This window comes from Streptomyces sp. NBC_01363, assembly GCF_026340595.1.
In the GTDB taxonomy this organism is placed as follows: Bacteria; Actinomycetota; Actinomycetes; order Streptomycetales; family Streptomycetaceae; genus Streptomyces.
This window is the reverse complement of sequence record NZ_JAPEPF010000001.1, coordinates 4,353,534-4,377,286: the sequence shown is the minus strand read 5'-3', so window position 1 is coordinate 4,377,286 and position 23,753 is coordinate 4,353,534. Positions and strand designations below refer to the sequence as shown.

Below are 23,753 nucleotides of genomic sequence, written 5' to 3'. Positions count from 1 at the left end.
GGTTACTTGTTCTCCTCGGTACGGGACGGGGCGGCAGGGGCGGCGGATTCGTACCCGCCCAGCAGCAGGTACAGGACGGCCATGCGGATCGAGACGCCGTTGGCGACCTGCTCGACGGCCGTGCACCGGTCGGAGTCGGCGACCTCGGCGGTGATCTCCATGCCGCGCACCATCGGGCCGGGGTGCATGACGACGGCGTGGCCAGGCATCTTCGCCATCCGGTCGCCGTCCAGGCCGTAGCGGCGGGAGTACTCGCGCTCGGTCGGGAAGTACGCGGCGTTCATCCGTTCTCGCTGCACACGCAGCATCATCACCGCGTCGGACTTCGGCAGCACCTCGTCGAGGCCGTAGCTGACGTCGCACGGCCACTGCTCGACACCGACCGGGACGAGGGTCGGCGGGGCCACGAGGGTGACGTGGGCGCCGAGGGTGTGCAGCAGGTGGACGTTGGAGCGGGCGACCCGGCTGTGCAGGATGTCGCCGACGATCGTGATCCGTCGTCCTTCCAGGTCCCGGCCGAGGCCGGCATCGGCCCCGACCAGCCTGCGGCGCATGGTGAAGGCGTCCAGGAGGGCCTGGGTGGGGTGCTCGTGGGTGCCGTCACCGGCGTTGACCACGGCGCCGTCGATCCAGCCGGAGGTGGCGAGGCGGTACGGGGCGCCGGAGGCGCCGTGCCGGATGACGACGGCGTCGGCGCCCATCGCCTCCAGGGTCAGTGCGGTGTCCTTGAGCGACTCGCCCTTGGAGACGGACGAGCCCTTCGCGGAGAAGTTGATGACGTCGGCGGACAGGCGCTTGGCGGCGGCCTCGAAGGAGATGCGGGTACGCGTCGAGTCCTCGAAGAAGAGGTTGACGACGGTACGGCCGCGCAGGGTGGGGAGCTTCTTGATCGGCCGGTCCGCGACCCTGGCCATCTCCTCGGCGGTGTCGAGGATCAGGACGGCGTCGTCGCGGGTGAGATCGGCGGCCGAGATGAGGTGGCGCTTCATCTGGGTGTTCTCCGGGTGGCTGGAGGGTTCAGGCATGCGGGCGTGCGGAAGCGGCCGTACGGGCTCGCGTCGGGGCCGTACGGGGGTGGTACGGCTACTGCTCGCCCGCCGGGGCGGTCCGCTCGACACCGAGCAGCACGGCGTCCCGGCCGTCCTCCTCGGCGAGCTGGACCTTGACCGTCTCCCGCAGCGACGTGGGGAGGTTCTTGCCGACGTAGTCGGCACGGATCGGGAGTTCACGGTGACCGCGGTCGACGAGGACCGCGAGCTGCACCGCGCGGGGCCGGCCGATGTCTCCCAGGGCGTCGAGCGCGGCACGGATGGTGCGTCCCGAGAAAAGGACGTCGTCGACGAGGACGACCAGGCGGCCCTCGATGCCCTCGCCGGGGATCTCGGTGCGGGCCAGGGCGCGCGCCGGGCGCAGCCGCAGGTCGTCGCGGTACATGGTGATGTCGAGGGAGCCGACCGGCATCTTCCCGCCGGTGATCTCTTCGAGTTTTTCGGCGAGCCGGCGGGCGAGGAACACGCCGCGCGTCGGAATGCCGAGGAGCACCACGTCGTCGGCGCCCTTGGCACGTTCGACGATCTCGTGGGCGATCCGGGTCAGTACCCGGGCGATGTCGGGAGCCTCCAGAACGGGGCGTGCCGCATTGCCGGGGGCTTCGTGCTGTGCGTCCATAAGAAACGGACCTCCTTCTCCGCCTCACGGGACGGACGTTAAAGGACGTCGAAATTGCGTCATCCACGTTACCAGGGCTTGCGTCGGCCCCTGATCGCACCCCCGGGTGGTGCCGGTCCGGACCATTCGGCTTGACGCATCCAAGTAACGCTGCGTAACCTCACAGTGAGTTACCAGCAACGCGGCGGAGCCGCGAAATGTCCCAGCGTCCGGGGAGCCTTATGTCCAGCGAATACGCAAAACAGCTCGGGGCCAAACTCCGTGCCATCCGCACCCAGCAGGGCCTCTCCCTCCATGGCGTGGAGGAGAAGTCCCAGGGCCGCTGGAAGGCCGTTGTCGTCGGTTCGTACGAGCGCGGCGACCGTGCCGTGACCGTGCAGCGCCTCGCTGAGCTCGCGGACTTCTACGGGGTCCCGGTGCAGGAGCTGCTGCCCGGTACGACGCCCGGAGGGGCCGCCGAGCCGCCGCCGAAGCTGGTCCTGGACCTGGAGCGCCTCGCCCACGTCCCGCCGGAGAAGGCCGGTCCGCTGCAGCGCTACGCGGCAACGATCCAGAGCCAGCGCGGTGACTACAACGGCAAGGTGCTCTCGATCCGCCAGGACGACCTGCGCACACTGGCCGTGATCTACGACCAGTCGCCTTCCGTGCTCACGGAGCAGCTGATCAGCTGGGGTGTGCTGGACGCGGACGCGCGTCGCGCCGTGGCCCACGAAGAGGGCTGACGGCCCACTGAAGAAACGTACCGCCGTGTTCGGCGCGGGTTCACTCCTTCGGGTGCCCGCGCCGGCACGGCTTTTTCGTGCGCGCCGGTCCGCCGCACGCCGAAGGGCCCACGGTCGGCCGACCGTGGGCCCTTCGTTGGCTGAACGCCGCCGGAGGCTACTGCTCCCGGCGGAGGTTCGGCTTGAGGTCCTTGAAGCGGGCCAGCAGCCCGTTCACGAAGGACGGGGAGTCGTCGGTGGAGAACTCCTTGGCGAGCTGGACCGCCTCGTCGATCACCACCGCGTCCGGGGTGCCGTCCACCCAGATCAGCTCGTACGCACCGAGCCGCAGGATGTTCCGGTCGACGACCGGCATGCGGTCGATCTCCCAGTCCACCGCGTAGGTCACGATGAGGTCGTCGATCCGGTCCGCGTACTGCGCGTACCCCTCGACGAGCTCCATCGTGTACTCGGTGACCGGCGGCTGACGGTTGTCGGCCCGCGAGTGCCGCACCCAGTCCGCGAGGACCGTCTGCACGGACTCGCCGCGCTGGTCGGCCTCGAAGAGGATCTGGAAGGCGCGCTTGCGGGCCTTGTTCCGGGCAGCCACGGTTAGCTGTTCACCCGGCCGAGGTAGTCGCCCGTGCGGGTGTCGACCTTGATCTTCTCACCCGTGGTGATGAAGAGCGGGACGCCGATCTCGTAGTCGGTCTCCAGCGTGGCGGGCTTGGTGCCACCGGTGGAGCGGTCGCCCTGGACGCCCGGGTCGGTGTGCTTGACGGTCAGCTCGACGGCGGCCGGCAGCTCGACGTAGAGCACCTCGCCCTCGTGCTGGGCGACGGAGGCGGTGAAGCCCTCGATCAGGAAGTTGGCAGCGTTGCCGACGGCCTTGCGGTCGACCATGAGCTGGTCGTAGGTGTCCATGTCCATGAAGACGAAGTACTCGCCGTCCATGTACGAGAACTGCATGTCGCGACGGTCGATGGTGGCCGTTTCGACCTTCACGCCGGCGTTGAACGTCTTGTCGACGACCTTGCCGGAGAGCACGTTCTTGAGCTTGGTGCGCACGAAGGCCGGGCCCTTGCCGGGCTTGACGTGCTGGAACTCGACGACGGACCAGAGCTGGCCTCCGTCGAGCTTGAGCACCAGGCCGTTCTTGAGGTCGTTCGTGGAAGCCACGGTTGCGGAATCTCCTGGACTGAAGCTGGTGGAACGACCGAGGATGCGCGCTAGAGCGCGAGCAGCTCCTTGGTCGTAATGGTGAGTAGCTCGGGTCCGCCGTCCGCCTCGGGGCGCACGACGAGCGTGTCATCGATCCGGACCCCGCCCCGGCCCGGGAGGTGGACCCCCGGTTCGACGGTGACCGGCACACAAGCGTCCAGTTTACCCATGGCCGCAGGTGCCAACTGCGGGTCCTCGTCGATTTCCAGTCCCACCCCGTGCCCGGTCCAGGGTGCCAGGCCCCCGCCGTGCCCCGCGGAGTCCAGGAGATACCGGGCCGCGCGGTCCACGTCGCGGTAGGCGGCGCCCGGCACCAGGGCCTCGCGCCCGGCCCGCTGAGCGGCGAAAACCAGGTCGTAGAGCTCGATCTGCCAGTCGGCGGGCGTCGTCCCGATGACGAACGTACGGCCGATCTCGCAGCGGTAGCCGCGATAGTTCGCGCCCAGGCAGACGGAGAGAAAATCTCCCTCCTCGACCCTGCGGTCCGAGGGGCGGTGGCGGCCCTGGCCGGAGTTCGGGCCGGTGGCTACGGAGGTGGCGAAGGCGGGGCCGTCGGCGCCGTGGTCCACCAGGCGGCGCTCCAGCTCCAGGGCGAGATGCCGTTCGGTGCGGCCCACCAGGATGGATTCGAGGAGTTCGCCCAGGGCCTGGTCGGTGATCTCGGCGGCGATCCGGAGACAGGCGATCTCCTCCTCGTCCTTGACCACCCGCAGCTGTTCGACGGTGGCGCCGAGATCGGCCAGCCGGAGCCGCGGGGCCACCGAGCCCATGGCCCGGTGACGGGAGACCGTCAGATGGTGCTCCTCGACGGCGAGGGACTCCGCGCCGGAGGAAGTGGCCAGATCGGCGGCCGCGACCACCGGATCGCCGTCGGAGGCCGGCAGCAGGGACACCCGCAGCTGATCGTCGGTGCGCCCGTCGGCGGGATCGCCGCTCGGGGCACGGGGGGAGAGCAGGACGTCCCCACCGGGTCCGAGCAGCAGCACGGCCCCCGGGGGCGCCCCGCCCGCGAGATAGCGGACATTGGCGGGGCGGGAGACCAGGGCTGCCGCGGATCCGACGGCGGCGCACCGGTCGCGGAGCAGCCCGCGGCGGACGGCGTACACCTCTGACATGTCACGAGCCTACGAGCGGTGGCGCGGGCCTGCTCGGTCAGCGCATCCGACCGGGGGGCGGCCGCCGGTCCCGTCGCCGGGCCGGAGCACCGCCCGGTGGTGGTTCACCAGGCCGGGGGGCTGGCTATGGAGCGGGCGAGTATGTCGTCCAGGACGCGGGCGGTGGTCTCCACGTCGTACGTCGAGTTGTCGATGATCGGCAGTCCGGAGCCGTACCAGCCGGCCATCCTGCCGTGAATCCGGGCGACCTCCTCGTCCGAGAGGCGGCGGTTCCCGCTGCGGGCGGCGTTGCGCTCCAGCACGATCTCCAGGCCGGGCAGCAGGACGACGGGCAGGAGCCCGGGGCCGACATGGCGCTTCCAGCCGCCGAGGCCGACGACCGGCCGGTCGGGGAAGACGGCGTCGTCGAGGATGCAGGAGATGCCGTTGGCGAGGAAATTGCGGGCGGCGAAGCCGCAGGTGCGGCGGGCGAGGCGGTACTGGGCCTCGGAGTGGTCGTTCCACCCGGCCTGCGGGTCGGCGAAACCGGAGCAGACCCATTCGCGGACGTCGTCGAGGCTGACATGGGCGGTGGGCACCCGGCGGCGACTGGCCCAGAGCTTGGCCACGGTGGTCTTGCCGGCGCCCGCGGGGCCGATCAGGAGGACGGCGAGGGTCGCGCTGCCGGTCCCGGGATCGGCAGCCGGCGCGGGCAGCGGGACGGGGCCGCCGGGCGGCAGCTGGACGTGTCCCGTGGTCTCCCTGGCGGGAGGCCCCGGAGCATGGTGCGGGGCCGGCCCGCTCCACCCGCCGGGCGAGGGAGGGGCGCTGGGCGGCGGCCCCGGCGGACCGGGGTGGCCGGGGTGCTGGGCCTGGTGCGTCCAGCCGACAGGTCCGTTTCCGGGGCCCTGGGGCGGCGGCAGCGGGGCCCCCACTGCGTGCTGCATCCGGTGCCACTCCGTCTCGTACAGGCAACTGGCGCTGGTGGAACGGCAACCGTACCGTCCCCGGCCGCCGCTGGGACAACGGTCGGGGACGCGCCACGGTGCCCGGTCGGCCGGGAAATCCGGTCCGTCAGTCGGTCAGCTCGTCCGCGAGGGCGCGCAGGGCGAGGCGGTAGGAGCCGATGCCGAATCCGGCCACGGTCCCCGTTGCGACCGGTGCGACCACGGAGTTGTGGCGGAATTCCTCGCGCGCGTACGGGTTCGAGATGTGCACCTCGATCAGCGGGGCGGTGCGCTGGGCCGCCGCGTCCCGCATCCCGTACGAGTAGTGGGTGAAGGCGCCCGGGTTGAGAACGACCGGAATTGAGCCGTCCGCAGCCTCGTGGAGCCAGCGGATCAGTTCGCCCTCGTCGTTGGTCTCGCGGACGTCGACGTCGAAGCCGAGCTCCTTGCCGAGCGCCCGGCAGGCGTCGACGAGTCCGGCGTAGGACGTGGCACCGTACACGTCCGGCTCGCGGGAGCCGAGCCGGCCGAGGTTCGGGCCGTTGAGGACGAGCACCCGGCGGGTCACGCCGACACCTCCCCGTAGGCGGCGAGCAGCACGGCCGGGTCGGGGCCCTCCAGGACGGTGGGCTTGCCGAGGCCGTCGAGGACGATGAAGCGCAGCAGGTCGCCGCGGGACTTCTTGTCGACCTTCATGTTCTCCAGCAGCTTGGGCCACTGGTCGCCGCGGTAGGTGAGCGGCAGTCCGACGGACTCCAGGACGGCGCGGTGCCGGTCGGCGGTGGCGTCGTCGAGGCGTCCGGCCAGCCGGCCCAGCTCGGCGGCGAAGACCATGCCCACCGAGACGGCCGCGCCGTGCCGCCACTTGTAGCGCTCGTTCTTCTCGATGGCGTGGGCCAGGGTGTGGCCGTAGTTGAGGATCTCGCGCAGTCCGGATTCCTTCAGGTCGCTGGAGACGACCTCGGCCTTGACCCTGATGGCGCGTTCGATCAGCTCGGCGGTGTGCGGTCCGGTGGGCGTACGGGCGCCTTCCGGGTCCGCCTCGACGAGGTCGAGGATCTCCGGGTCGGCGATGAAACCGGCCTTGATGACCTCGGCCATGCCGCTGACGTAGTCGTGCACGGGCAGCGAGTCCAGTGCGGCGAGGTCGCAGAGGACCCCGGCCGGCGGGTGGAAGGCGCCGACGAGGTTCTTGCCCTCGGCGGTGTTGATGCCGGTCTTGCCGCCGACGGCCGCGTCGACCATGCCGAGCACGGTCGTCGGCACGGCGATCCAGCGCACCCCGCGCAGCCAGCTCGCAGCGACGAATCCGGCCACGTCGGTGGTAGCTCCGCCGCCGACGCCGACGATCACGTCGGTGCGGGTGAAGCCGGTCTGGCCGAGCGCCTTCCAGCAGTACGCCGCGACCTCGACGGTCTTGGCCTCCTCGGCGTTCGGCAGCTGGATCGCGATGGCCTCGTAGCCCTGACCGGCGAGGTCCTGGCGGACCGCCTCACCGGTCTCGGCGAGCGCCTCGGGGTGCAGCACCGCGACGCGCTTGGCACGGTCGCCGATGAGCGCGGGCAGCTCGCCCAGCAGCTGTCGGCCGACCAGCACCTCGTACGGGTCGGTGCCCGCGCTGCCGGCGATCGGGATACGGGTGGGGCCCTGCTCGGACATACGTGTGTTCTCCCGGCCGGAGGTGACGGGGTCGCCCGTGCGCTCCGGCAGTTCCAGTGCGTCGAGGACCGCCTGGGCGACCTCTTCAGGTGTGCGCTCGTCGGTGGCGACGGTCACCCGGGCCACCTCGGTGTACAGGTGGCGGCGGGCGTCCATCAGCTCGCGCCACTGCCGGCGCGGGTTGACGGCGAGCAGCGGGCGGGCGGTGTTCAGGCCGACCCGTCTGACGGCCTCCTCCACGTCCATCGAGAGATAGACGACGGGGTGGCCGGCGAGCAGGGCGCGTGTCGTGTCGTCGAGCACGGCGCCGCCGCCGAGGGAGAGGACGCCCGTGTGCTCGGCGACGGCGGTGTACACCGCCCGCCGCTCCAGCTCCCGGAAGCGCTCCTCGCCCTCGTCGTAGAAGATCTCCGGGATCGGCTTGCCGGCCGTGGCCACGACGTCCGCGTCGGTGTCCCGGTAGGTGGTGCCGAGCCGGTCGGCGAGCAGCTCACCGACCGTGGACTTGCCTACGCCCATCGGGCCGACCAGGACGATCAGCGGGCCGCTCATCGGATCTGGAGGTGGTCGAGGTACGACTGCACGTTGCGGTGGGTCTCGGGGACACTGTCGCCGCCGAACTTCTCCGCGACGGCGTCGGCCAGGACCAGGGCGACCATCGCCTCAGCGACGATGCCCGCGGCCGGAACGGCACAGACATCGGAGCGCTGGTGGTGGGCCTTGGCGGGTTCGCCGGTGACGACGTCCACGGTGGCGAGCGCGCGCGGCACGGTGGCGATGGGCTTCATCGCGGCACGGACCCGCAGCAGCTCGCCGGTGGTCAGACCGCCCTCGGTGCCGCCGGAGCGGCCGGAGGCGCGCTTGATGCCGTCCTCGGTGACCAGGATCTCGTCGTGCGCCTTGGAGCCGGGGACCCGGGCCAGGTCGAAGCCGTCGCCGACCTCGACCCCCTTGATGGCCTGGATGCCCATCAGGGCCGCGGCGAGCCGGGCGTCGAGCCGGCGGTCCCAGTGGACGTGCGAGCCCAGGCCGACGGGCACCCCGTACGCCAGCACCTCGACGACGCCGCCGAGGGTGTCGCCGTCCTTGTGGGCCTGGTCGATCTCCGCGACCATCGCCTTGCTCGCGTCGGCGTCCAGGCAGCGCACCGGGTCGGCGTCGAGGCGCTCGACGTCGGCGGGCGTCGGGTAGACGCCGTAGGGCGCCTTGGCCGCGGCCAGCTCGACGACATGGCTGACGATCTCGATGCCGGCGGTCTCCTTGAGGTACGACCGCGCGACGGCGCCGAGCGCGACGCGGGCCGCCGTCTCCCGGGCGCTGGCGCGCTCCAGGATCGGCCGGGCCTCGTCGAAGCCGTACTTCTGCATGCCCGCGAGGTCGGCGTGGCCGGGCCTCGGGCGGGTGAGCGGGGCGTTGCGGGCCAGCGCGGCCAGCTCGTCGGGGTCGACCGGGTCGGCCGACATGACCTGCTCCCACTTGGGCCACTCGGTGTTGCCCACCATCACGGCGACCGGGGAGCCCATGGTGAGACCATGGCGCACCCCGCCGAGGAAGGTGACCTCGTCCTTCTCGAACTTCATCCGCGCACCGCGGCCATATCCGAGCCGCCGCCGGGCGAGTGCGTCCGCCACCATCTCCGTGGTGATCGGGACGCCGGCGGGAAGACCCTCCAGCGTCGCCACGAGTGCGGGGCCGTGCGACTCCCCCGCGGTCAGCCAGCGCAACCTGCTCAACGGTGCTCCTCATGCTCGCGCCTGGAACTGCAACGGCGCGACCGGGTGCGCGGCCCTGGCCCGCCGCCTTCGATCCTCCCACGACCGGGAGCCCGAACCGGTCGCCGGTCCAGCAGACGGACGGATCGCACCGGCGGGCGCGAGGGTTTCAGCGGGCGGCGAGCGCCGCTTCCCCGGCCCGCCGCATGGCTGCGAGCGGCGCGGGCGCACGGCCCGTCATCTGCTCGACCTGGAGGACGGCCTGGTGCACCAGGAGGTCGAGACCTCCGACGACTGCGCCGCTTCGGGCCGTCCACGCGGCGGCAAGCCGGGTGGGCCAGGGCTCGTACAGCACATCGAAGAGGGTGCCGGGTCGCTCCGGTACGGCAGTGGCCAGGGCGTCCGTGGCACCGGCCGGGGTGGTGGCGACGACCAGCGGGGCGCTCAGCGCCTGCTCGGCCTCCGCCCAGTCGGCGATCCGGACGTCCACGCCGAGGCGTTCGCCCCAGCCACGCATCTCCTGGCCCCGTTCCCGGCTGCGGACATACGCCGTGACCGGCCCGGTGCAGATCCCGGACAGCGCGGCGAGCGCCGATGACGCGGTCGCCCCGGCACCGAGGACGGCGGCGGACTCGGTCTTCTCCACCCCGCGTTCACGCAGCGCGGCGATCATCCCGGGGATGTCGGTGTTGTCACCGGTCCGCCGGCCGTCCTCGGTGAGCACGACCGTGTTGACGGCCTCCACCGACGACGCGGTCTCACTGATGGAGTCCAGCAGCGGAATGATCGCCCGCTTGAGCGGCATGGTCAGCGAGAGCCCGGCCCAGGTGGAGTCGAGCCCCTCGACGAAGCCGGGCAGCGCTGCCTCGTCGACCTCGAACCGGTCGTACGTCCAGTGGGTGAGGCCGAGTTCGGCGTACGCGGCCCGGTGCAGCACCGGGGAGAGCGAGTGCGCGATGGGCGAACCGAGAACGGCCGCCCGGTGGCGCCCGTCATTGGAGGCCATGCTGTTCCTTGAACTTGTCGTTGAGCTTCTCGTGCTCCGCGGCCGTCTTGGTGAACTGGGTCTTCTTGCCGTCGAGCGAGATGAAGAACATCCACCCGTCGCTGGTGGGATTGAGCGTGGCCCGCAGGGCTTCGTCGCCCGGATTGCTGATCGGACCCGGCGGAAGGCCCGGGTGGTAATAGGTGTTGTACGGGTCCGGGTTGGTCCGGATCTCGTTCGACCCGATCTTGATCTTGCTCTGATTCTTGAGGTAATTGAACGCGGAGTCGAATTCGAGCTTGCGGTTCGTGGCGATGTTGTCGGGCTTCAAGCGGTTGTAGGCGACTTCGGCCATCTTGCGGAAGTCGTCGTGCGTGAGGCCTTCCGCCTGGACCAGGCTGGCGACGGTGAGCACCTGCCACGGGCCGTCCAGCTTGTACTTCTTGGCCGTTCCCTCGAGGTCGAGCTTGTCGTATTCCTCGTTGGCACGGGAGACCATCTTCTTCAGAAGGGTCTCCGGCTTGGTTTCCTTGGTGACCGGATAGGCGGCCGGGTAGAGGAACCCCTCCAGCGGGTCCTTGACGTCCTTGCCGTTGACCGCCCAGCCGGGCAGACCGAGCTCGGACCTCTTGGACGTGGCGATTTCCTTGGTCGTTCCCTTTTTGAGGCCCAGTTTCTTGTCGACCATCCCGTAGATGGCGACATTGCGGAAACCCTCGGGAATCACCAGAAGATTCTGGCTCTTCGGGTCGACCATCATCTTCACGGCCTCGGCCGCGGACATCTTCTCGTGGAGGAGGTAGACCCCGGCCTGGATCGCCTTCCCCTTGGGGTTCTCGTTCTGCGCGGAGACGAACGCGTCGACGCTCTTGACGACTCCCTGCTTCTTCAGGATGTTGCCGATGTCGTAGCCGAAGGCGCCCTTGGGGATCTCCACCTCGACCGACCCCGAGCCGCTGCCCGCATAGTCCGGCGCCGAGCCGAACTTGTCCTTCCAGTACGTGTAGCCGAAGTAGCTCACCCCGCCGAGGCCACCGACCAGGACCAGCGAGACGACCAGGCAGGCGAAGCCGCTGCGGCTCTTCTTCTTGCCCTTGCCGCGGCGCTCGTTGCCGCCACGGCTGCCGCGGCGTGACTCACGCGGATCGTCGTCCTGCTCGTCGTCGTTGCCGTCACGGTCGTCGGCGCCCGTGAAGAAGGGGTGGGTCTCTTCCGGCTGGGCCTCCGGGTCCCAGTCCGGACTCTCCGTCGGGGCCTGCTGGGGAGCGGCCTCACGACGGCCCGGGGGCTGCGGCGGCGGGTAGGCCTCCGGCGTGCCGTAGTAGTCGTGCGTCTCGCCGTAGCCGCCCTGCCCGCCGCCGTACGGGTCGGCCGGCTGGGCGTCGTACGGCATCGCGGTGGTCTGCTGCCCGGTGTCCCAGCCGCCGTTGTCGTACTGCGGCTGCTGCGGCTGCTGCGCATACGGGTCCTGCGGGACTCCGTAGCCGGGCTGCTGCTGGTAGTGCTGCTGGGCGTACGGGTCGTGCGGCTGCTGCGGCTGCGGCTGCTGCGTGTACGGATCGTGCGGCTGCTGCGGCTGCGGCTGCTGCGCGTACGAATCGTGCGGGTAGGGCTGCTGCTGGCCGCCGTACTGGCTCTGGCCGGGGGCGGGCTGCTGTCCTCCCCATCCCTGGTCCCCGTACAAGGGGTCCTCGGGATGCCACGGTTCGGAGCCGGGGCCCCGGCCATACTCAGTCATCGATCCCCTAGAGCCGCGAGACGACGTTCCGTCTCTTGCTGTGCGGTGTTTGTTCGAAGCACCGCCGCATCGCGCGGAACGTTACCGTATCGCGATCAGACAACCACTTCGACGCCTTCGCCGGGGGCCTGGCCCGACGCCCGTTCGGACTCCAGAGCGTTCTGAAGGATCACCACAGCGGCAGCTTGATCGATGACGGATCGACCTTTCTTGGACTTCACGCCCGAAGCGCGCAGCCCCTGACTGGCCGTCACTGTGGTCATCCTCTCGTCCACCAGTCGCACCGGAATGGGCGCGACCGAGCGGGCGACCTCCTGGGCGAAGACCCGGATCTTGGCGGCGGCGGGTCCCTCACCGCCGCCGAGGGACCGCGGCAGGCCGATGATGATCTCGATCGGCTCGTACTCCTCGACGATCTGTCCGAGCCGCCGGTGGGCCGCCGGGACATCGCGTCCCGGAACGGTCTCCACCGGCGTGGCGAGGATCCCGTCGGGGTCGCACGAGGCGACCCCGATCCGGGCGTCCCCGACATCGATCGCGAGACGGCGACCGCGGCGCATCTGCGTCATTCCCGCCGTCACGCCGTCTCGGTGACGAGGTGTTCGACGGCGGCCACCGCGTCGCCGATGGCCTCGGGGTTCTGGCCGCCGCCCTGGGCGACGTCCGGCTTGCCGCCGCCACCGCCGCCGAGGGTCTTGGCCGCGGCCCGGACCAGGTCGCCGGCCTTGAGACCGCGCTCGCGGGCGGGCTCGTTGGTGGCGATGACGGTCAGCGGGCGTCCGTTGGCGGTGGTGAACAGGGCCACGACGGCCGGCCGGCCGCCCTGGATGCGGCCGCGGACGTCGAGGACGAGCTTGCGCAGATCATCGGCCGACGTGCCGTCGGGGACCTGGCCGGTGACCAGGGCGACGCCGCGTACGTCCTTGGCGGACTCGACCAGTCCGGCGGCGGCCTGGAGGACCTTCTCCGCGCGGAACTTCTCGATCTCCTTCTCGGCGTCCTTCAGCTTGCCGAGCATTCCGGCGATCTTCTCCGGGAGCTCCTCGGGACGCCCCTTGACCAGCTCCTGGAGCTGGGCGACGACCGTGTGCTCCTTGGCGAGGAAGTTGTACGCGTCGACGCCGACGAGGGCCTCGATGCGCCGCACGCCGGAACCGATGGACGACTCGCCGAGCAGCTTCACCAGACCCAGCTGGGCGGTGTTGTGGACGTGCGTGCCCCCGCAGAGCTCCTTGGAGAAGTCGCCGATGGTGACGACCCGGACCCGCTCGCCGTACTTCTCGCCGAACTCGGCGATGGCGCCCTGCTTCTTGGCCTCGTCGATCGACATGACCTCGGCCTGGACGTCGAGTTCACGCGAGAGCACGTCGTTGATCTTCTGCTCGACGTCGGTCATGACCGAGCCGGGGACGGCGTTCGGCGAGCCGAAGTCGAAGCGGAAGCGACCGGGCTGGTTCTCGGAACCGGCCTGGGCGGCCGTCGGGCCGAGCGCGTCGCGCAGAGCCTGGTGCGTGAGGTGCGTGGCGGAGTGGGCGCGGGCGATGGCGCGGCGGCGCTTGACATCGATCGAGGCGAGGACCGGAGCGCCGACGGTGACCTCGCCGACCTGGACGACGCCCTTGTGGACGTGGACGCCGGGGACCGGCTTCTGGACGTCGCGGACCTCGATGACGGCACCGGTGTCGAGCCGGATCCGGCCCTGGTCGGCGATCTGGCCGCCGCCCTCGGCGTAGAACGGGGTGCGGTCGAGGACGACCTCGACCTCGTCGCCCTCGGAGGCGGCCGGGGAGGACACTCCGTCGACGAGGAGGCCGACGATGGTGGACTCCCCCTCGGTGGCGGTGTAGCCGGTGAAGTCGGTGGCGCCCGAGTTGTCGGCTACCTCGCGGTAGGCGGACAGGTCGGCGTGACCGGTCTTCTTGGCGCGGGCGTCGGCCTTGGCGCGCTCCCGCTGCTCCTTCATCAGGCGGCGGAAGCCGTCCTCGTCCACCGAGAGGCCCTGTTCGGCGGCCATCTCCAGGGTGAGGTCGATCGGGAAGCCCCAGGTGTCGTGGAGCAGGAACGCCTTGTCTCCGGCGAGGACCTTGCCGCCGGCGGCCTTGGTCTCGGTGACGGCGGTGTCGAGGATGTTGGTGCCGCCCTTGAGCGCCTTGAGGAAGGCGGCCTCCTCGGCGAGGGCCACGGTCTCGATGCGCTTGCGGTCGGTGATCAGCTCCGGGTACTGCTGCCCCATCGTCTCGATCACGACATCGACCAGGTCCTTGACGACCGGTCCGGTGGCGCCCAGCAGCCGCATGTTGCGGATGGCCCGGCGCATGATCCGGCGCAGGACGTAGCCGCGGCCCTCGTTGCCCGGCGTGACGCCGTCGCCGATGAGCATCACGGAGGTACGGATGTGGTCGGCGACCACGCGGAGCGAGACGTCCGAACCGTGGTCGGCGCCGTACCGGACGCCGGTCAGCTCGGTGGCCTTGTCCATGACGACGCGCAGGGTGTCCGTCTCGTACATGTTCTGTACGCCCTGCAGGATCATGGCGAGGCGTTCCAGGCCCAGACCCGTGTCGATGTTCTTCGACGGCAGGTCGCCGAGGATCGGGAAGTCCTCCTTGCCATCACCGGCGCCGCGCTCGTACTGCATGAAGACCAGGTTCCAGATCTCCACGTACCGCTCGTCGTTGACGGCCGGGCCGCCCTCGACGCCGAACTCGGGGCCGCGGTCGTAGTTGATCTCGGAGCAGGGGCCGCAGGGGCCGGGGACACCCATGGACCAGAAGTTGTCCTTCTTGCCCAGGCGCTGGATACGCTCGGCCGGTACGCCGATCTTGTCGCGCCAGATCTGTTCGGCCTCGTCGTCGTCGAGGTAGACCGTGATCCACAGCCGCTCGGGGTCGAGGCCGAAGCCGCCGTCCGCCACGGAGCTCGTCAGAGCCTCCCAGGCGTAGGAGATGGCGCCTTCCTTGAAGTAGTCGCCGAAGGAGAAGTTGCCGCACATCTGGAAGAACGTGCCGTGCCGGGTGGTCTTGCCGACCTCTTCGATGTCCGGAGTACGGACACACTTCTGCACACTGGTGACGCGCGGGGCGGGCGGCTTGACCTCGCCGAGGAAGTACGGCTTGAAGGGGACCATGCCCGCGGGGACCAGCAGCAGAGTCGGGTCGTCCGCGATGAGCGACGCCGAAGGGACGACGGTGTGACCGCGCTCCTCGAAGAAGCTCAGCCAGCGGCGACGAATTTCAGCCGACTCCATCAGTGGTCCTCATTCCGGTTGTACGACTTGTAGGGGAGCTTGCGGTACTTGGCGGTCTCAAGGGACCGGTCGGGCCCGACGGGCTCGGACGCCTCGACGACGAAGTGCGGCCGGACCGGCAGTTCCCGGTCGACCGGTGCCGCCAGGCCCAGCGCCTCGCCCAGTTCGGCTTCGCGCCGGGCCATGGACTCACGGACGTCCAGCGCGAAGTCCTTGAGCTTGTGCCCCGTCTCGATCGCCTTGTCCGCGGCCTGCGCCGCAAGGCTCTCGGGGGTGAGCTGCTTGAGCTTCCGGTTGACCTTGGCGGTGGCCCAGACACCGGCGGCGGCACCGGCGGTGAACCAGAACGTACGGCGGAACATGGCTGCGTCAGTCCTTCGGTCCGCGGGGGTTTCTGCCGTTGCGCTTCCTGCCGCGCGCGGACGGCACGGTGCGGCCGACCAGCACCGAACGGCGGGCGGGTTCCGGTTCGGGCTCGGTCTTGCGGCCGATGGCCCGCCGCACCCCGTAGCCGAACGCGGCGACCTTGACGAGCGGGCCACCGAAGGTCGAGGCGACGGTGGTGGAGAGCGCGGAGGCGTTCGAGGTGACTTCCTGGACGTCCGTCGCGATCGCGTCGACCTTGTCGAGCTGGGTCTGCGCGGAGCGCACGGTGGCGGAGGCGTCGGCGAGCAGCGGGACCGCCTGCTCGGTCACGTCCGCCACGAGCTTGGTGGTCGCCCTGAGCGTCTGGGCCAGCCTCACCAGCACGACGGCGAGGAACGAAACCAGGATCGCCCAGAAGACGGCCACCAGGATCCCGGCCACCTCTCCACCGGACACAGTGCACCGCTCTCTAGCTTGTCGCTGTCTCTGTACTGTCTCTGTCTGTCTCTGCTCGGTCCGGCGACGGCCGTCGCAACAGCCGATCGTCGTCCCCCGAGCCTATCGCGCCGGTGGTCGCACCCCGTACCGCATTACCGGCGGGAACGACGGGCGTTCCCATAAGGAGATTGTACGGAGAGCTTCCGTGCCAGTACTCTGCGTATTTCATGCGACACCCCCAGCGCCCCTTTCCGTCCCCCCACGCTCCGAGCGCCCCCACCGCCCTCGGAAATCTCCCGGCGGAACTGAACAGATTCGTCGGACGGGAGAACGAACTCGTCCGTCTCGCCCAACTCCTGGACGAGTCAAGGCTCGTCACCATCGTCGGAGTGGGCGGCGTGGGCAAGACCCGCTGTGCCACCCGGATCGCCGCGCTTCTGAAGAAACGGTACTGCGACGGCGTCCGGATGGCCGAGCTCTCCGACGTCCACGACCCCGAGCTGCTGGAACACGCCCTGGTCGACGCCCTGGGACTCACCGATCACACCAGCAGACCGCCGCGCACGACCCTCATCGAGCATCTGGCCGGGCGCCGGCTCCTGCTGGTGGTCGACGGCTTCGAACACCTCGTCGACGCCTGCGCCGAACTGGTGCGGGAACTGCTGCGCCGGGCCCCGGGGCTGCGGATGCTCGCCGTCGGGCGGCTGCCGCTGGAACTGGACGGGGAGCTCACCTACCCGCTCGCGCCGATGACGGACGAGGACGCGATGCTGCTCTTCGCGGAGCGGGCCGCCGCCGTACGGCCGGATTTCCGGCTGACCGACGACAACCGCTCGGCCGCCCTGGAGCTGTGCCGCCGCCTGGACGGAATCCCGCTCGCCCTGGAACTGGCCGCCGGGCGGCTGCGCGCCCTGTCCACCGACCAGGTGCTGCAGCATCTGGACGACCGCTTCCGGCTGCTGACCGGTTCCAGCCGCAGCGCGCTGGCGCGCCACCAGACGCTCCGTACGGCCATCGGCTGGAGCCATGAACTCTGCGCTCCGGAGCAGCGGCTGCTCTGGGCGCGGCTCTCGGTGTTCGCCAGGCAGTTCGACCTGGAGGCCGTCGAATACATCTGCAGCGGCGCCGATCTGCCGGCGGATACGGTGCTCGATGTGCTCTCCGGTCTGCTCGCGCAGTCCGTCGTGGTGCGCGAGGACTCGGCACGGGGCACCCGCTACCGGATGCTGGACACGGTGCGGGAGTACGGCGCCGAGTGGCTGGCGGCCACCGATGACACGGACCGGCTGCGGCGCCGCCACCGGGACTGGTTCCTGGGGCTCGCGACCTGGTGCGAGCTCGACTGGTTCAGCCCCCGGCAGGGCGAGGTGGCCGCCCGGGTCGAGAGCGAGCTGCCGAATCTGCGGCGGGCGATGGAGTGTTCGCTGGAGATTCCGGGCGAGGCCCATCTCGCGCAGTATCTGGCGGGCACCCTGTGGTTCCTCTGGGTGGGCTGCGGGCGGCTCTCGGAAGGCCGGCACTGGCTGGACCATGTGCTGGAGGAGGAGGACACCCCGTACGACTCCTCGCGGCTGAAGGCGCTGTGGGTGCTCGGGTACGTGGCCGTGCTCCAGGGCGACCCGGTCGGCGCGGTCTCCGCGCTGCAGGAGTGCCGGGACGAGGCGGACCGGGCCGACGACTCCACGGCGCTCGCGTACGCGGTGCACCGGATGGGATGTCTGTCGCTCGTCACCGACGACATGGCCAGGGCTCAGGAGCTGCTGGACGACGCGCTGCGCCGCTACCGGGAGCTCGGCGAGCTGAACAGCAATGTCCTGATGGCCCAGGTCGAGCTCGCGATGGCGGTCGGATTCCACGGGGATCTGGACGGGGCGGCCGCGATCTGCGAAGAGGTCAGGGAGATCTGCGAGGACCACGGGGAGCGGTGGGCCCTGTCGTACGCGCTGTACGTGCTGGCCTTCGCGGCATCGCAGCGCGGCCGGCCGGACCGGGCCCGGGAACTGCTCGGTCAGTCGCTGGCGATCAGCCACACCTTCCACGATCTGCTCGGCTCGGTGCTCGCCCTGGAGCTGCTGGCTCTGATCACGGCCATCGAGGGTGATGCGGCGGAGGCGGCGGTGCTCCAGGGGGCCGCCGACCGGATCTGGCCGTCGGTGGGACTGCCGCTGTTCGGATCGGCGCACTACGGGCAGCCCCGGGTCCGCTGCGAGGAGCTGGCCCGCCGGCAGCTGGGCGACGTCCGCTACGAATCGGGGCTGCGCGCGGGCGGAGAGCTGGATCCGGACGCGGCGGTGGCCAGGGCTCTGGCGAGCGGGCCCGCGGACCGCCCGGAGACTCCGGCGCGGCTGCCCGGAACGCTGCCGGGCCCCGGGAAAACGCGGAGGCCCGCCGCCTCCCGTACATCCGGGAGGGGCGGGCCCGAGCGCTGGTGAGAGCGGCTACGCCTGGATCAGCGGGCGTAGTACTCGACGACGAGCTGTTCGTCGCAGATCACGGGGATTTCCTTGCGGTTCGGGTCCCGGTCAAGGCGGAAGGCCAGGGCCTTCAGGTTCACCTGCAGGTAGCGCGGGGTCTCGCCGTCGGGGGCGTAACCACCCTCGCGGGCCACCTGGAAGGGGTGCTTGTCGCGGCTGCGCTCGCGGACCATCACGATGTTGTCGGGACGGACACGGAAGGACGGCTTGTCGACCTTGCGGCCGTCGACCTCGATGTGACCGTGCACGACCATCTGGCGGGCCTGGTAGATGGTGCGGGCGATGCCCGAACGCAGGACCAGCGCGTCGAGACGGCGCTCGAGCTCGACGACGAGCGCCTCGCCCGTCTTGCCCTCGGCCTTCTTGGCGCGGTCGTAGGCACGCGCCATCTGGCGCTCGCTGATGTCGTACTGGGCACGCAGACGCTGCTTCTCCAGCAGACGGACCTTGTAGTCCGAGTTCTGCTTGCGGCCACGGCCGTGCTCGCCCGGCGGGTAGGGGCGGGCCTCGAAGTACTTGACGGCCTTCGGCGTCAGCGCAATGCCGAGCGCGCGGCTCTTCTTGACCTTGGGACGCGACTGGTTAGGCACGTTCTCCAGACCTCCGTTGTAGGTTAGGTTAGGCTCACCTTACTTGAGGAGATCGCATGTCTCGCCCGGGGAACACCAGTCACATCACGGACAGCACTGACAGCGTCGACACCCCTCGGGGTGCCGATACGACGGAGGACCGATCAGATCGTGGTCAGCCGCGTCCCGGCGGGCTTGAAAACACTCGGATGCCGTCAGCAGCCGAGCGCACACGAACTCTCGTACAGAGTACCTGTTCGGCGGTGCTGCTCATCCCAGGGCTCGACGTGGCCGACTCGGACCAGGTGATGCCGCTGACCAGAAGCGTGGGGCCCGACGGGGATCTGTTCCTCGAACTCCCCGCTGATTCCCCGGCCGTACGGGCCGCGACGCACGCCGAGGACGACGAACTGACGGCTGTGCTGGAGATCACGGACGTCGCCCCGGTCTCCGTCCCGCACCGCATCCGCGGCCGGGCGTGGGTCTCGGGCTGGCTCACCACCGTACCCGGCATGTCGGGGCCGGCCGGATGACGCTCCGGCTGGAGACGGGCGAGGCGTACGTCGACGATCTGTGGGGTGCGCAGGAGGTGGAACCGGAGGAATTCCGGGACGCGGCACCCGATCCGCTGATCGGACACGAGGCGGAGCTGCTGCAGCATCTGCACGCGGCGCACGGCGAGCAGCTGGCGACGCTGTGCGGGCTGCTGGGCGAACGGGCTGCCGGTCGCTGCTCGGCACACCTGCCCTCCGTCGTGCCGCTCGCGCTCGACCGGTACGGGCTGCGGCTGCGGCTGCGCGAGGACCACGGGCAGTGCTACGACGCGCGCTTCGAGTTCCCCGCTCCGGTGCGGGACGTCGTCGAACTGAGCCAGGCCATGCACACGCTCTTCGAGGCGGCGGCGTGCTGAACGGGGCGCGGCTCCGCTCGGCCCTCAGCCCGCGGACGGGCGGGTGTCGTCGCCGGCTGTGCGGCCGAGCCGCTCGCGGACCCGCTCCACCACGTCGGCGTAGCGCGCCTCCGCGCCGTAGCGCGTGGGCCGGTAGTAGTGCTTGTCGCGGACCGCGTCCGGCGCGTACTGCTGGGCGGCGATCCCGCCGGGGACGTCGTGCGGATACACGTAGCCCTGGGCGTGGCCCAGCTTGGCGGCGCCCTTGTAATGGCCGTCGCGCAGATGGGCCGGGACGGGGCCCGCGAGGCCGTTGCGCACGTCCTCCTGGGCGGCGGAGATCGCCAGCGTCGCAGCGTTGGACTTGGGGGCGAGGGCCAGGGCGATCGTGGCGTGGCTCAGGATGAGCGCCGCCTCCGGGAAACCGATCATGGCCACCGCCTGGGCGGCCGCCACGGCGGTGGGCAGTGCCGTGGGGTCGGCGAGGCCGATGTCCTCGCTGGCCGAGATCATCAGCCGCCGGCCGATGAACCGGGGGTCCTCCCCCGCCTCGATCATCCGGGCCAGGTAGTGCAGTGCGGCATCCACGTCGGAGCCGCGGATCGACTTGATGAGCGCGCTCGTCACGTCGTAGTGCTGGTCGCCGTCCCGGTCGTACTTGACCGCCGCGCGGTCGACCGTCTCCTCCAGGGTCAGGAGGCTGATCTCCCTCTCCTGCTTGGACAGCGCGGCACCGGCCGCGGCCTCCAGCGCCGTCAGGGCCCGGCGGGCGTCGCCGCCCGCGATCCGCAGCAGATGCGCCTCGGCCTCCTCCGGCAGCGTCACCGCGCCGCCGAGCCCGCGCTCGTCGGCCAGCGCGCGCCCGAGCAGCCCGCGCAGATCGTCGTCGGTGAGCGATTCCAGGGTGAGCAGCAGCGAGCGGGACAGCAAGGGCGAGATGATCGAGAAATACGGATTCTCGGTGGTCGCCGCGATCAGCGTCACCCAGCGGTTCTCCACGGCCGGGAGCAGGGAGTCCTGCTGCGCCTTGGAGAAGCGGTGGATCTCGTCGAGGAAGAGGACGGTCTCCTTGCCGTAGCCGCCGGTGGCGCGGCGGGCCCCCTCGATGACGGCGCGCACCTCCTTGACGCCCGCGGTGATCGCGGAGAGCTCGACGAAGCGCTTGTTGGTGGCCTTGCTGACCACGTACGCCAGAGTCGTCTTCCCGATGCCGGGCGGACCCCAGAGGATCACCGAGGACGGGCCCGCCGGCCCGCCGTTCCCCTCGCCCACGAGGCGGCGCAGCGGTGAGCCCGGCTTGAGCAGATGCTGCTGGCCGACGACCTCGTCGAGGGTGCGGGGGCGCATCCGGACAGCCAGTGGGCTGCTGGACGGGTCCTTCTCCTGGCGGTCTTCGGCTGCTGCGGTAAAGAGGTCGGGCTCCACGTTTTGAAGCCTATGTCACGGCACTGACATCCCCGCCGGGCCGGTCGCCCGGGAGGGACGAGCGGGCCGGTCAGCTGGTCCAGAAGTCCCACCAGCGGGTCAGGATCAGCATGCCGATGATGCCGACCCACAGGACCGGCGGCACCCAGTGGAACTCCGTCAGACCGTTGCGCAGCCAGTTCGGCGCGGGAATGATCCGGTGCTTGATGTTGTGCGTGGTGATGTAGCAGAACATGAAGATCGTGGCGACCCAGGCCAGGCAGCACCAGAGGCAGAGCGAGTTGATGTTGTAGAGCGACTGGTACTGGAGCCAGGTGCAGAAGCCGACGCCGAACAGCGCGCCGGCGTTCATCCCGAGCCAGTACCAGCTGCGGAAGCGGGCGCCCGCGAGCAGCGCCAGCCCGATGCCGATGATCACGGGGTAGGTCGCCATGCCGAGCATCGGGTTCGGGAAGCCGAAGGCGGCCGCCTGCTCGCTCTTCATGATGTTGCCGCACGCGACAACCGGGTTGAGGCTGCACCCCGGGGTGAAGCCGGGGTCCTCCAGCAGCTTGAACTTGTCGATCGTGATGACCCAGGCGGCGAGGAGTCCGGCAGCGCCGGTGATCACCAGCAGCAGTGCGAGCGCCCGACTGCCGCCGATGGTCCTCTTCCCGCCGTCCTCGTCCTGTTCGGAGGAGGGATGGTCAACCGCTGCAGTCGTCATATCGCCGTTCCATCAGTGAGTGGCCTGCTGGGCACGGTCATTGTGCCGCACCACGGCGCCGGTCCTCTGTTCGATGGACATAAAGGTGCACTCAAAGGTCTGCGCACGACCGGCACGGAACCCAAGGGTCCAGGGGAAGCTCGGCACCATGACCGAACTCGCGGTGGAGGTACGCGGCCTCAGGAAACGCTACGGCGAACTCACCGCCGTCGACGGCCTGGACCTGGGGATCCGGCAGGGCGAGGTGTTCGGGATCCTCGGGCCGAACGGGGCGGGCAAGAGCACGACCGTGGTGATCCTGCAGGGTCATCGCAGCCGCGACGAGGGGACCGTGTCGGTGCTCGGCGTCGACCCCGCCCGCGCCGGCCGCCGTTGGCGTTCCCGGGTCGGCATCGTCTGGCAGGATGAATCACGCACCCGCCGAGTTGACGGTGCGCGAGACGGTGGCGCACTTCGCCCGCTACTACCCGAGGCCGCGCGACTGCGAGGACGTCATCGCTCTCGTGGGTCTGGAGCAGAAGGCCGGCGCCCGCATCAAGGAACTCTCCGGCGGCCAGCGACGCCGTCTCGATGTGGCGCTCGGCGTGATCGGCTCCCCCGAACTCCTCTTGCTGGACGAGCCCACCACCGGTTTCGACCCGGGGGCCCGCCGCCGCTTCTGGGAGTTGATCCGGCTCCTGGCCCGGGAGGGCACGACGATCGTGCTCACGACGCACTATCTGGAGGAGGCCGAGGCGCTGGCCGGCCGGCTCGCCGTCATCTCCGCGGGAAAAGTGGTCGCCGAGGGCGAACCCGCCGCCCTGCGCGAGCGATTCGGCACCCACGCCACCGTCGAGTGGACGGAGCCGGACGGCGCCCCGCGCTCGGAACGCACGACCGCCCCGACCCGTACCGTCGCCGGCCTGATCGGCCGTTTCGACGGCGGGATACCCGGGCTGCGGGTCACCCGCCCGACGCTGGAGGACGTCTATCTCCGGCTCACCGGACAGGAGCGGGCCCGACGACCGCGCACGGGTCCCGGCGGCCGGCGGACGTGGACGGACCGGCGTCGCTGCCGGGGGCGTGGAGTATCGGCCTGCGGCGCGGCGCCCTGGAACTCAGGCAGTTCTTCCGCCGGCGCGAACAGGTCGTCTTCACCTTCGCGTTCCCCGTGGTGTTCCTGGCGCTGTTCGCGTCGATCTTCAGCGACGACGTGAAGGGCGCTGGCATCACGGCGTCCCAGCTGTACGTCGCCGCGATGCTCGCCGCGGGCATCATGTCGACCAGCTTCCAGTCGCTCGGGATCTCCATCGCGATCGAACGGGACGAGAAGGTGCTGCGCCGGCTGCGCGGCACTCCGATGCCGCCCGCCGCGTACTTTCTCGGCAAGGTGTGGCTGGTGCTGGTCACCGGGCTGCTGGAGGCCGCGGCCCTGCTGCTGGTCGGCACCACACTGTTCGACGTCGACCTGCCGACGAGCGCGGGCAAGGGGCTGACCTTCGGCTGGATCTTCGTCCTGGGGCTCACCGGCTGCGCGCTGCGCGGCATCGCGATCAGCAGTGTGCCGAGGTCCGGGCGGAGTGCGACCTCGGTGGTCGTCCTGCCCTTCCTCGTCCTGCAGTTCATCTCCGGTGTCTACATATCGGTCGACACGCTGCCCGGCTGGATGCTGAACCTCGGGGCGCTGTTCCCGCTGAAGTGGATGTGCCAGGGCTTCCGCGGCGTGTTCCTGCCCGAGTCGGCGGCCGTCCTCGAACAGGCCGGGAGCTGGGAGTACGGGAAGGTCGCGCTGGTCCTCGGCGCCTGGTGCGTCGGCGGTCTCGTGCTGTGCCTGCTGACCTTCCGGTGGAAGGACCGGCGCGAGGGCTGACCGGGATGCGCGCGCCCCGGGGCGGCCGGCGGGACGGGGCCCGCGGAGCTCCTGGGCGGCCGACG

Annotated in this window: 21 protein-coding genes and 2 pseudogenes; 5 read left to right on the top strand and 18 right to left on the bottom strand. The window is 70.5% G+C overall.

Annotated elements, in window-relative coordinates; translation table 11 throughout:
- Positions 1-2: 2 nt before the first annotated feature.
- Together OG611_RS20185 and pyrR are read right to left on the bottom strand one after the other, a co-directional pair.
- A complete protein-coding gene (locus OG611_RS20185) occupies positions 3-989 on the bottom strand; it encodes an aspartate carbamoyltransferase catalytic subunit (protein WP_266426060.1) in 987 nt (328 codons plus the stop codon).
- Between the two features lie 94 nt (positions 990-1,083).
- On the bottom strand, positions 1,084-1,668 hold the full coding sequence (pyrR, locus tag OG611_RS20180; protein ID WP_266421978.1) for a bifunctional pyr operon transcriptional regulator/uracil phosphoribosyltransferase PyrR: 585 nt from the start codon (positions 1,666-1,668) through the stop codon (positions 1,084-1,086).
- Between the two features lie 221 nt (positions 1,669-1,889).
- Between pyrR and bldD the strand changes: the two genes are divergently transcribed.
- Positions 1,890-2,390, top strand: a complete 501-nt coding sequence (gene bldD / locus OG611_RS20175) for a transcriptional regulator BldD (RefSeq protein ID WP_014044812.1) — start codon at positions 1,890-1,892, stop codon at positions 2,388-2,390.
- A 157-nt stretch (positions 2,391-2,547) separates the two neighbouring features.
- Here bldD and nusB read toward each other — a convergent pair whose 3' ends face one another.
- The 13 genes from nusB to OG611_RS20110 all read right to left on the bottom strand — a co-directional run bounded on the left by nusB (position 2,548) and on the right by OG611_RS20110 (position 15,779).
- On the bottom strand, positions 2,548-2,979 hold the full coding sequence (nusB, locus tag OG611_RS20170; RefSeq protein ID WP_072484538.1) for a transcription antitermination factor NusB: 432 nt from the start codon (positions 2,977-2,979) through the stop codon (positions 2,548-2,550).
- A 2-nt stretch (positions 2,980-2,981) separates the two neighbouring features.
- On the bottom strand, positions 2,982-3,548 hold the full coding sequence (gene efp, locus OG611_RS20165) for an elongation factor P (protein ID WP_266363161.1): 567 nt from the start codon (positions 3,546-3,548) through the stop codon (positions 2,982-2,984).
- Positions 3,549-3,598: 50 nt separating this feature from the next.
- Positions 3,599-4,705, bottom strand: a complete 1,107-nt coding sequence (locus tag OG611_RS20160) for an aminopeptidase P family protein (protein WP_266421970.1) — start codon at positions 4,703-4,705, stop codon at positions 3,599-3,601.
- 104 nt (positions 4,706-4,809) lie between these two features.
- Entirely contained in the window at positions 4,810-5,631 is an 822-nt protein-coding gene (locus OG611_RS20155) for a Pro-rich N-terminal domain-containing protein (protein WP_266421968.1), read from the bottom strand.
- 127 nt (positions 5,632-5,758) lie between these two features.
- The gene (gene aroQ, locus OG611_RS20150) at positions 5,759-6,199 is read right to left on the bottom strand and encodes a type II 3-dehydroquinate dehydratase (protein ID WP_266421965.1); all 441 of its coding nucleotides are present in this window, start codon (positions 6,197-6,199) and stop codon (positions 5,759-5,761) included.
- Positions 6,196-7,842 carry a 3-dehydroquinate synthase gene (gene aroB, locus OG611_RS20145; protein WP_266421962.1) on the bottom strand — a complete coding sequence of 549 codons (1,647 nt, stop codon included), beginning with the start codon at positions 7,840-7,842 and terminating at the stop codon, positions 6,196-6,198. The genes aroQ and aroB overlap by 4 nt, the downstream gene beginning before the upstream one ends.
- The gene (gene aroC, locus OG611_RS20140) at positions 7,839-9,023 is read right to left on the bottom strand and encodes a chorismate synthase (protein WP_266421959.1); all 1,185 of its coding nucleotides are present in this window, start codon (positions 9,021-9,023) and stop codon (positions 7,839-7,841) included. Before aroC ends, aroB begins: the two co-directional genes overlap by 4 nt.
- Before the next feature lie 148 nt (positions 9,024-9,171).
- Positions 9,172-10,008 carry a shikimate dehydrogenase gene (locus OG611_RS20135; RefSeq protein ID WP_266421956.1) on the bottom strand — a complete coding sequence of 279 codons (837 nt, stop codon included), beginning with the start codon at positions 10,006-10,008 and terminating at the stop codon, positions 9,172-9,174.
- Positions 9,995-11,725, bottom strand: coding sequence for an endolytic transglycosylase MltG (mltG, locus tag OG611_RS20130; protein WP_266421953.1), 1,731 nt, complete (start codon positions 11,723-11,725; stop codon positions 9,995-9,997). Before mltG ends, OG611_RS20135 begins: the two co-directional genes overlap by 14 nt.
- Before the next feature lie 95 nt (positions 11,726-11,820).
- Positions 11,821-12,294: a Holliday junction resolvase RuvX gene (gene ruvX / locus OG611_RS20125; RefSeq protein ID WP_266426058.1), complete on the bottom strand. Its 474-nt coding sequence runs from the start codon at positions 12,292-12,294 to the stop codon at positions 11,821-11,823.
- 8 nt (positions 12,295-12,302) lie between these two features.
- Positions 12,303-14,972, bottom strand: a complete 2,670-nt coding sequence (gene alaS, locus OG611_RS20120) for an alanine--tRNA ligase (protein WP_266421950.1) — start codon at positions 14,970-14,972, stop codon at positions 12,303-12,305.
- A complete protein-coding gene (locus OG611_RS20115; protein ID WP_266421948.1) occupies positions 14,972-15,334 on the bottom strand; it encodes a DUF6167 family protein in 363 nt (120 codons plus the stop codon). The genes alaS and OG611_RS20115 overlap by 1 nt, the downstream gene beginning before the upstream one ends.
- Before the next feature lie 7 nt (positions 15,335-15,341).
- Positions 15,342-15,779: a DUF948 domain-containing protein gene (locus OG611_RS20110; RefSeq protein WP_266426055.1), complete on the bottom strand. Its 438-nt coding sequence runs from the start codon at positions 15,777-15,779 to the stop codon at positions 15,342-15,344.
- A gap of 224 nt (positions 15,780-16,003) precedes the next feature.
- Between OG611_RS20110 and OG611_RS20105 the strand changes: the two genes are divergently transcribed.
- Complete coding sequence (locus tag OG611_RS20105; protein WP_266421945.1) at positions 16,004-18,208, top strand: AAA family ATPase; 2,205 nt, start codon at positions 16,004-16,006, stop codon at positions 18,206-18,208.
- Between the two features lie 17 nt (positions 18,209-18,225).
- On the opposite strand, the gene rpsD is transcribed toward OG611_RS20105, so the two are convergent.
- Entirely contained in the window at positions 18,226-18,840 is a 615-nt protein-coding gene (gene rpsD, locus OG611_RS20100) for a 30S ribosomal protein S4 (protein WP_030918857.1), read from the bottom strand.
- A 188-nt stretch (positions 18,841-19,028) separates the two neighbouring features.
- Here rpsD and OG611_RS20095 point away from each other — a divergent pair.
- Positions 19,029-19,729, top strand: a pseudogene (locus OG611_RS20095) (DUF2470 domain-containing protein).
- 24 nt (positions 19,730-19,753) lie between these two features.
- Here OG611_RS20095 and OG611_RS20090 read toward each other — a convergent pair.
- The gene (locus OG611_RS20090) at positions 19,754-21,133 is read right to left on the bottom strand and encodes a replication-associated recombination protein A (RefSeq protein ID WP_266421940.1); all 1,380 of its coding nucleotides are present in this window, start codon (positions 21,131-21,133) and stop codon (positions 19,754-19,756) included.
- A 70-nt stretch (positions 21,134-21,203) separates the two neighbouring features.
- Positions 21,204-21,839: a vitamin K epoxide reductase family protein gene (locus tag OG611_RS20085; RefSeq protein ID WP_266421938.1), complete on the bottom strand. Its 636-nt coding sequence runs from the start codon at positions 21,837-21,839 to the stop codon at positions 21,204-21,206.
- A gap of 148 nt (positions 21,840-21,987) precedes the next feature.
- Between OG611_RS20085 and OG611_RS20080 the strand changes: the two are divergent.
- Together OG611_RS20080 and OG611_RS20075 are read left to right on the top strand one after the other, a co-directional pair.
- Positions 21,988-22,840: pseudogene (locus tag OG611_RS20080) on the top strand (ABC transporter ATP-binding protein); the annotation flags it as partial.
- A gap of 32 nt (positions 22,841-22,872) precedes the next feature.
- Positions 22,873-23,688: an ABC transporter permease gene (locus tag OG611_RS20075; protein WP_266421936.1), complete on the top strand. Its 816-nt coding sequence runs from the start codon at positions 22,873-22,875 to the stop codon at positions 23,686-23,688.
- The last annotated feature ends 65 nt before the right edge of the window (positions 23,689-23,753 follow it).

Excerpts from the sequence above, each read along its gene's own strand:
- OG611_RS20185 (WP_266426060.1), bottom strand. The coding sequence starts at position 989 with ATGAAGCGCCACCTCATCTCGGCCGCCGATCTCACCCGCGACGACGCC.
- pyrR (WP_266421978.1), bottom strand. The coding sequence starts at position 1,668 with ATGGACGCACAGCACGAAGCCCCCGGCAATGCGGCACGCCCCGTTCTG.
- bldD (WP_014044812.1), top strand. The coding sequence starts at position 1,890 with ATGTCCAGCGAATACGCAAAACAGCTCGGGGCCAAACTCCGTGCCATC.
- OG611_RS20160 (WP_266421970.1), bottom strand. The coding sequence starts at position 4,705 with ATGTCAGAGGTGTACGCCGTCCGCCGCGGGCTGCTCCGCGACCGGTGC.
- OG611_RS20155 (WP_266421968.1), bottom strand. The coding sequence starts at position 5,631 with ATGCAGCACGCAGTGGGGGCCCCGCTGCCGCCGCCCCAGGGCCCCGGA.
- aroB (WP_266421962.1), bottom strand. The coding sequence starts at position 7,842 with ATGAGCGGCCCGCTGATCGTCCTGGTCGGCCCGATGGGCGTAGGCAAG.
- OG611_RS20135 (WP_266421956.1), bottom strand. The coding sequence starts at position 10,008 with ATGGCCTCCAATGACGGGCGCCACCGGGCGGCCGTTCTCGGTTCGCCC.
- mltG (WP_266421953.1), bottom strand. The coding sequence starts at position 11,725 with ATGACTGAGTATGGCCGGGGCCCCGGCTCCGAACCGTGGCATCCCGAG.
- ruvX (WP_266426058.1), bottom strand. The coding sequence starts at position 12,294 with ATGACGCAGATGCGCCGCGGTCGCCGTCTCGCGATCGATGTCGGGGAC.
- alaS (WP_266421950.1), bottom strand. The coding sequence starts at position 14,972 with ATGGAGTCGGCTGAAATTCGTCGCCGCTGGCTGAGCTTCTTCGAGGAG.
- OG611_RS20115 (WP_266421948.1), bottom strand. The coding sequence starts at position 15,334 with ATGTTCCGCCGTACGTTCTGGTTCACCGCCGGTGCCGCCGCCGGTGTC.
- OG611_RS20105 (WP_266421945.1), top strand. The coding sequence starts at position 16,004 with ATGCGACACCCCCAGCGCCCCTTTCCGTCCCCCCACGCTCCGAGCGCC.
- OG611_RS20085 (WP_266421938.1), bottom strand. The coding sequence starts at position 21,839 with ATGACGACTGCAGCGGTTGACCATCCCTCCTCCGAACAGGACGAGGAC.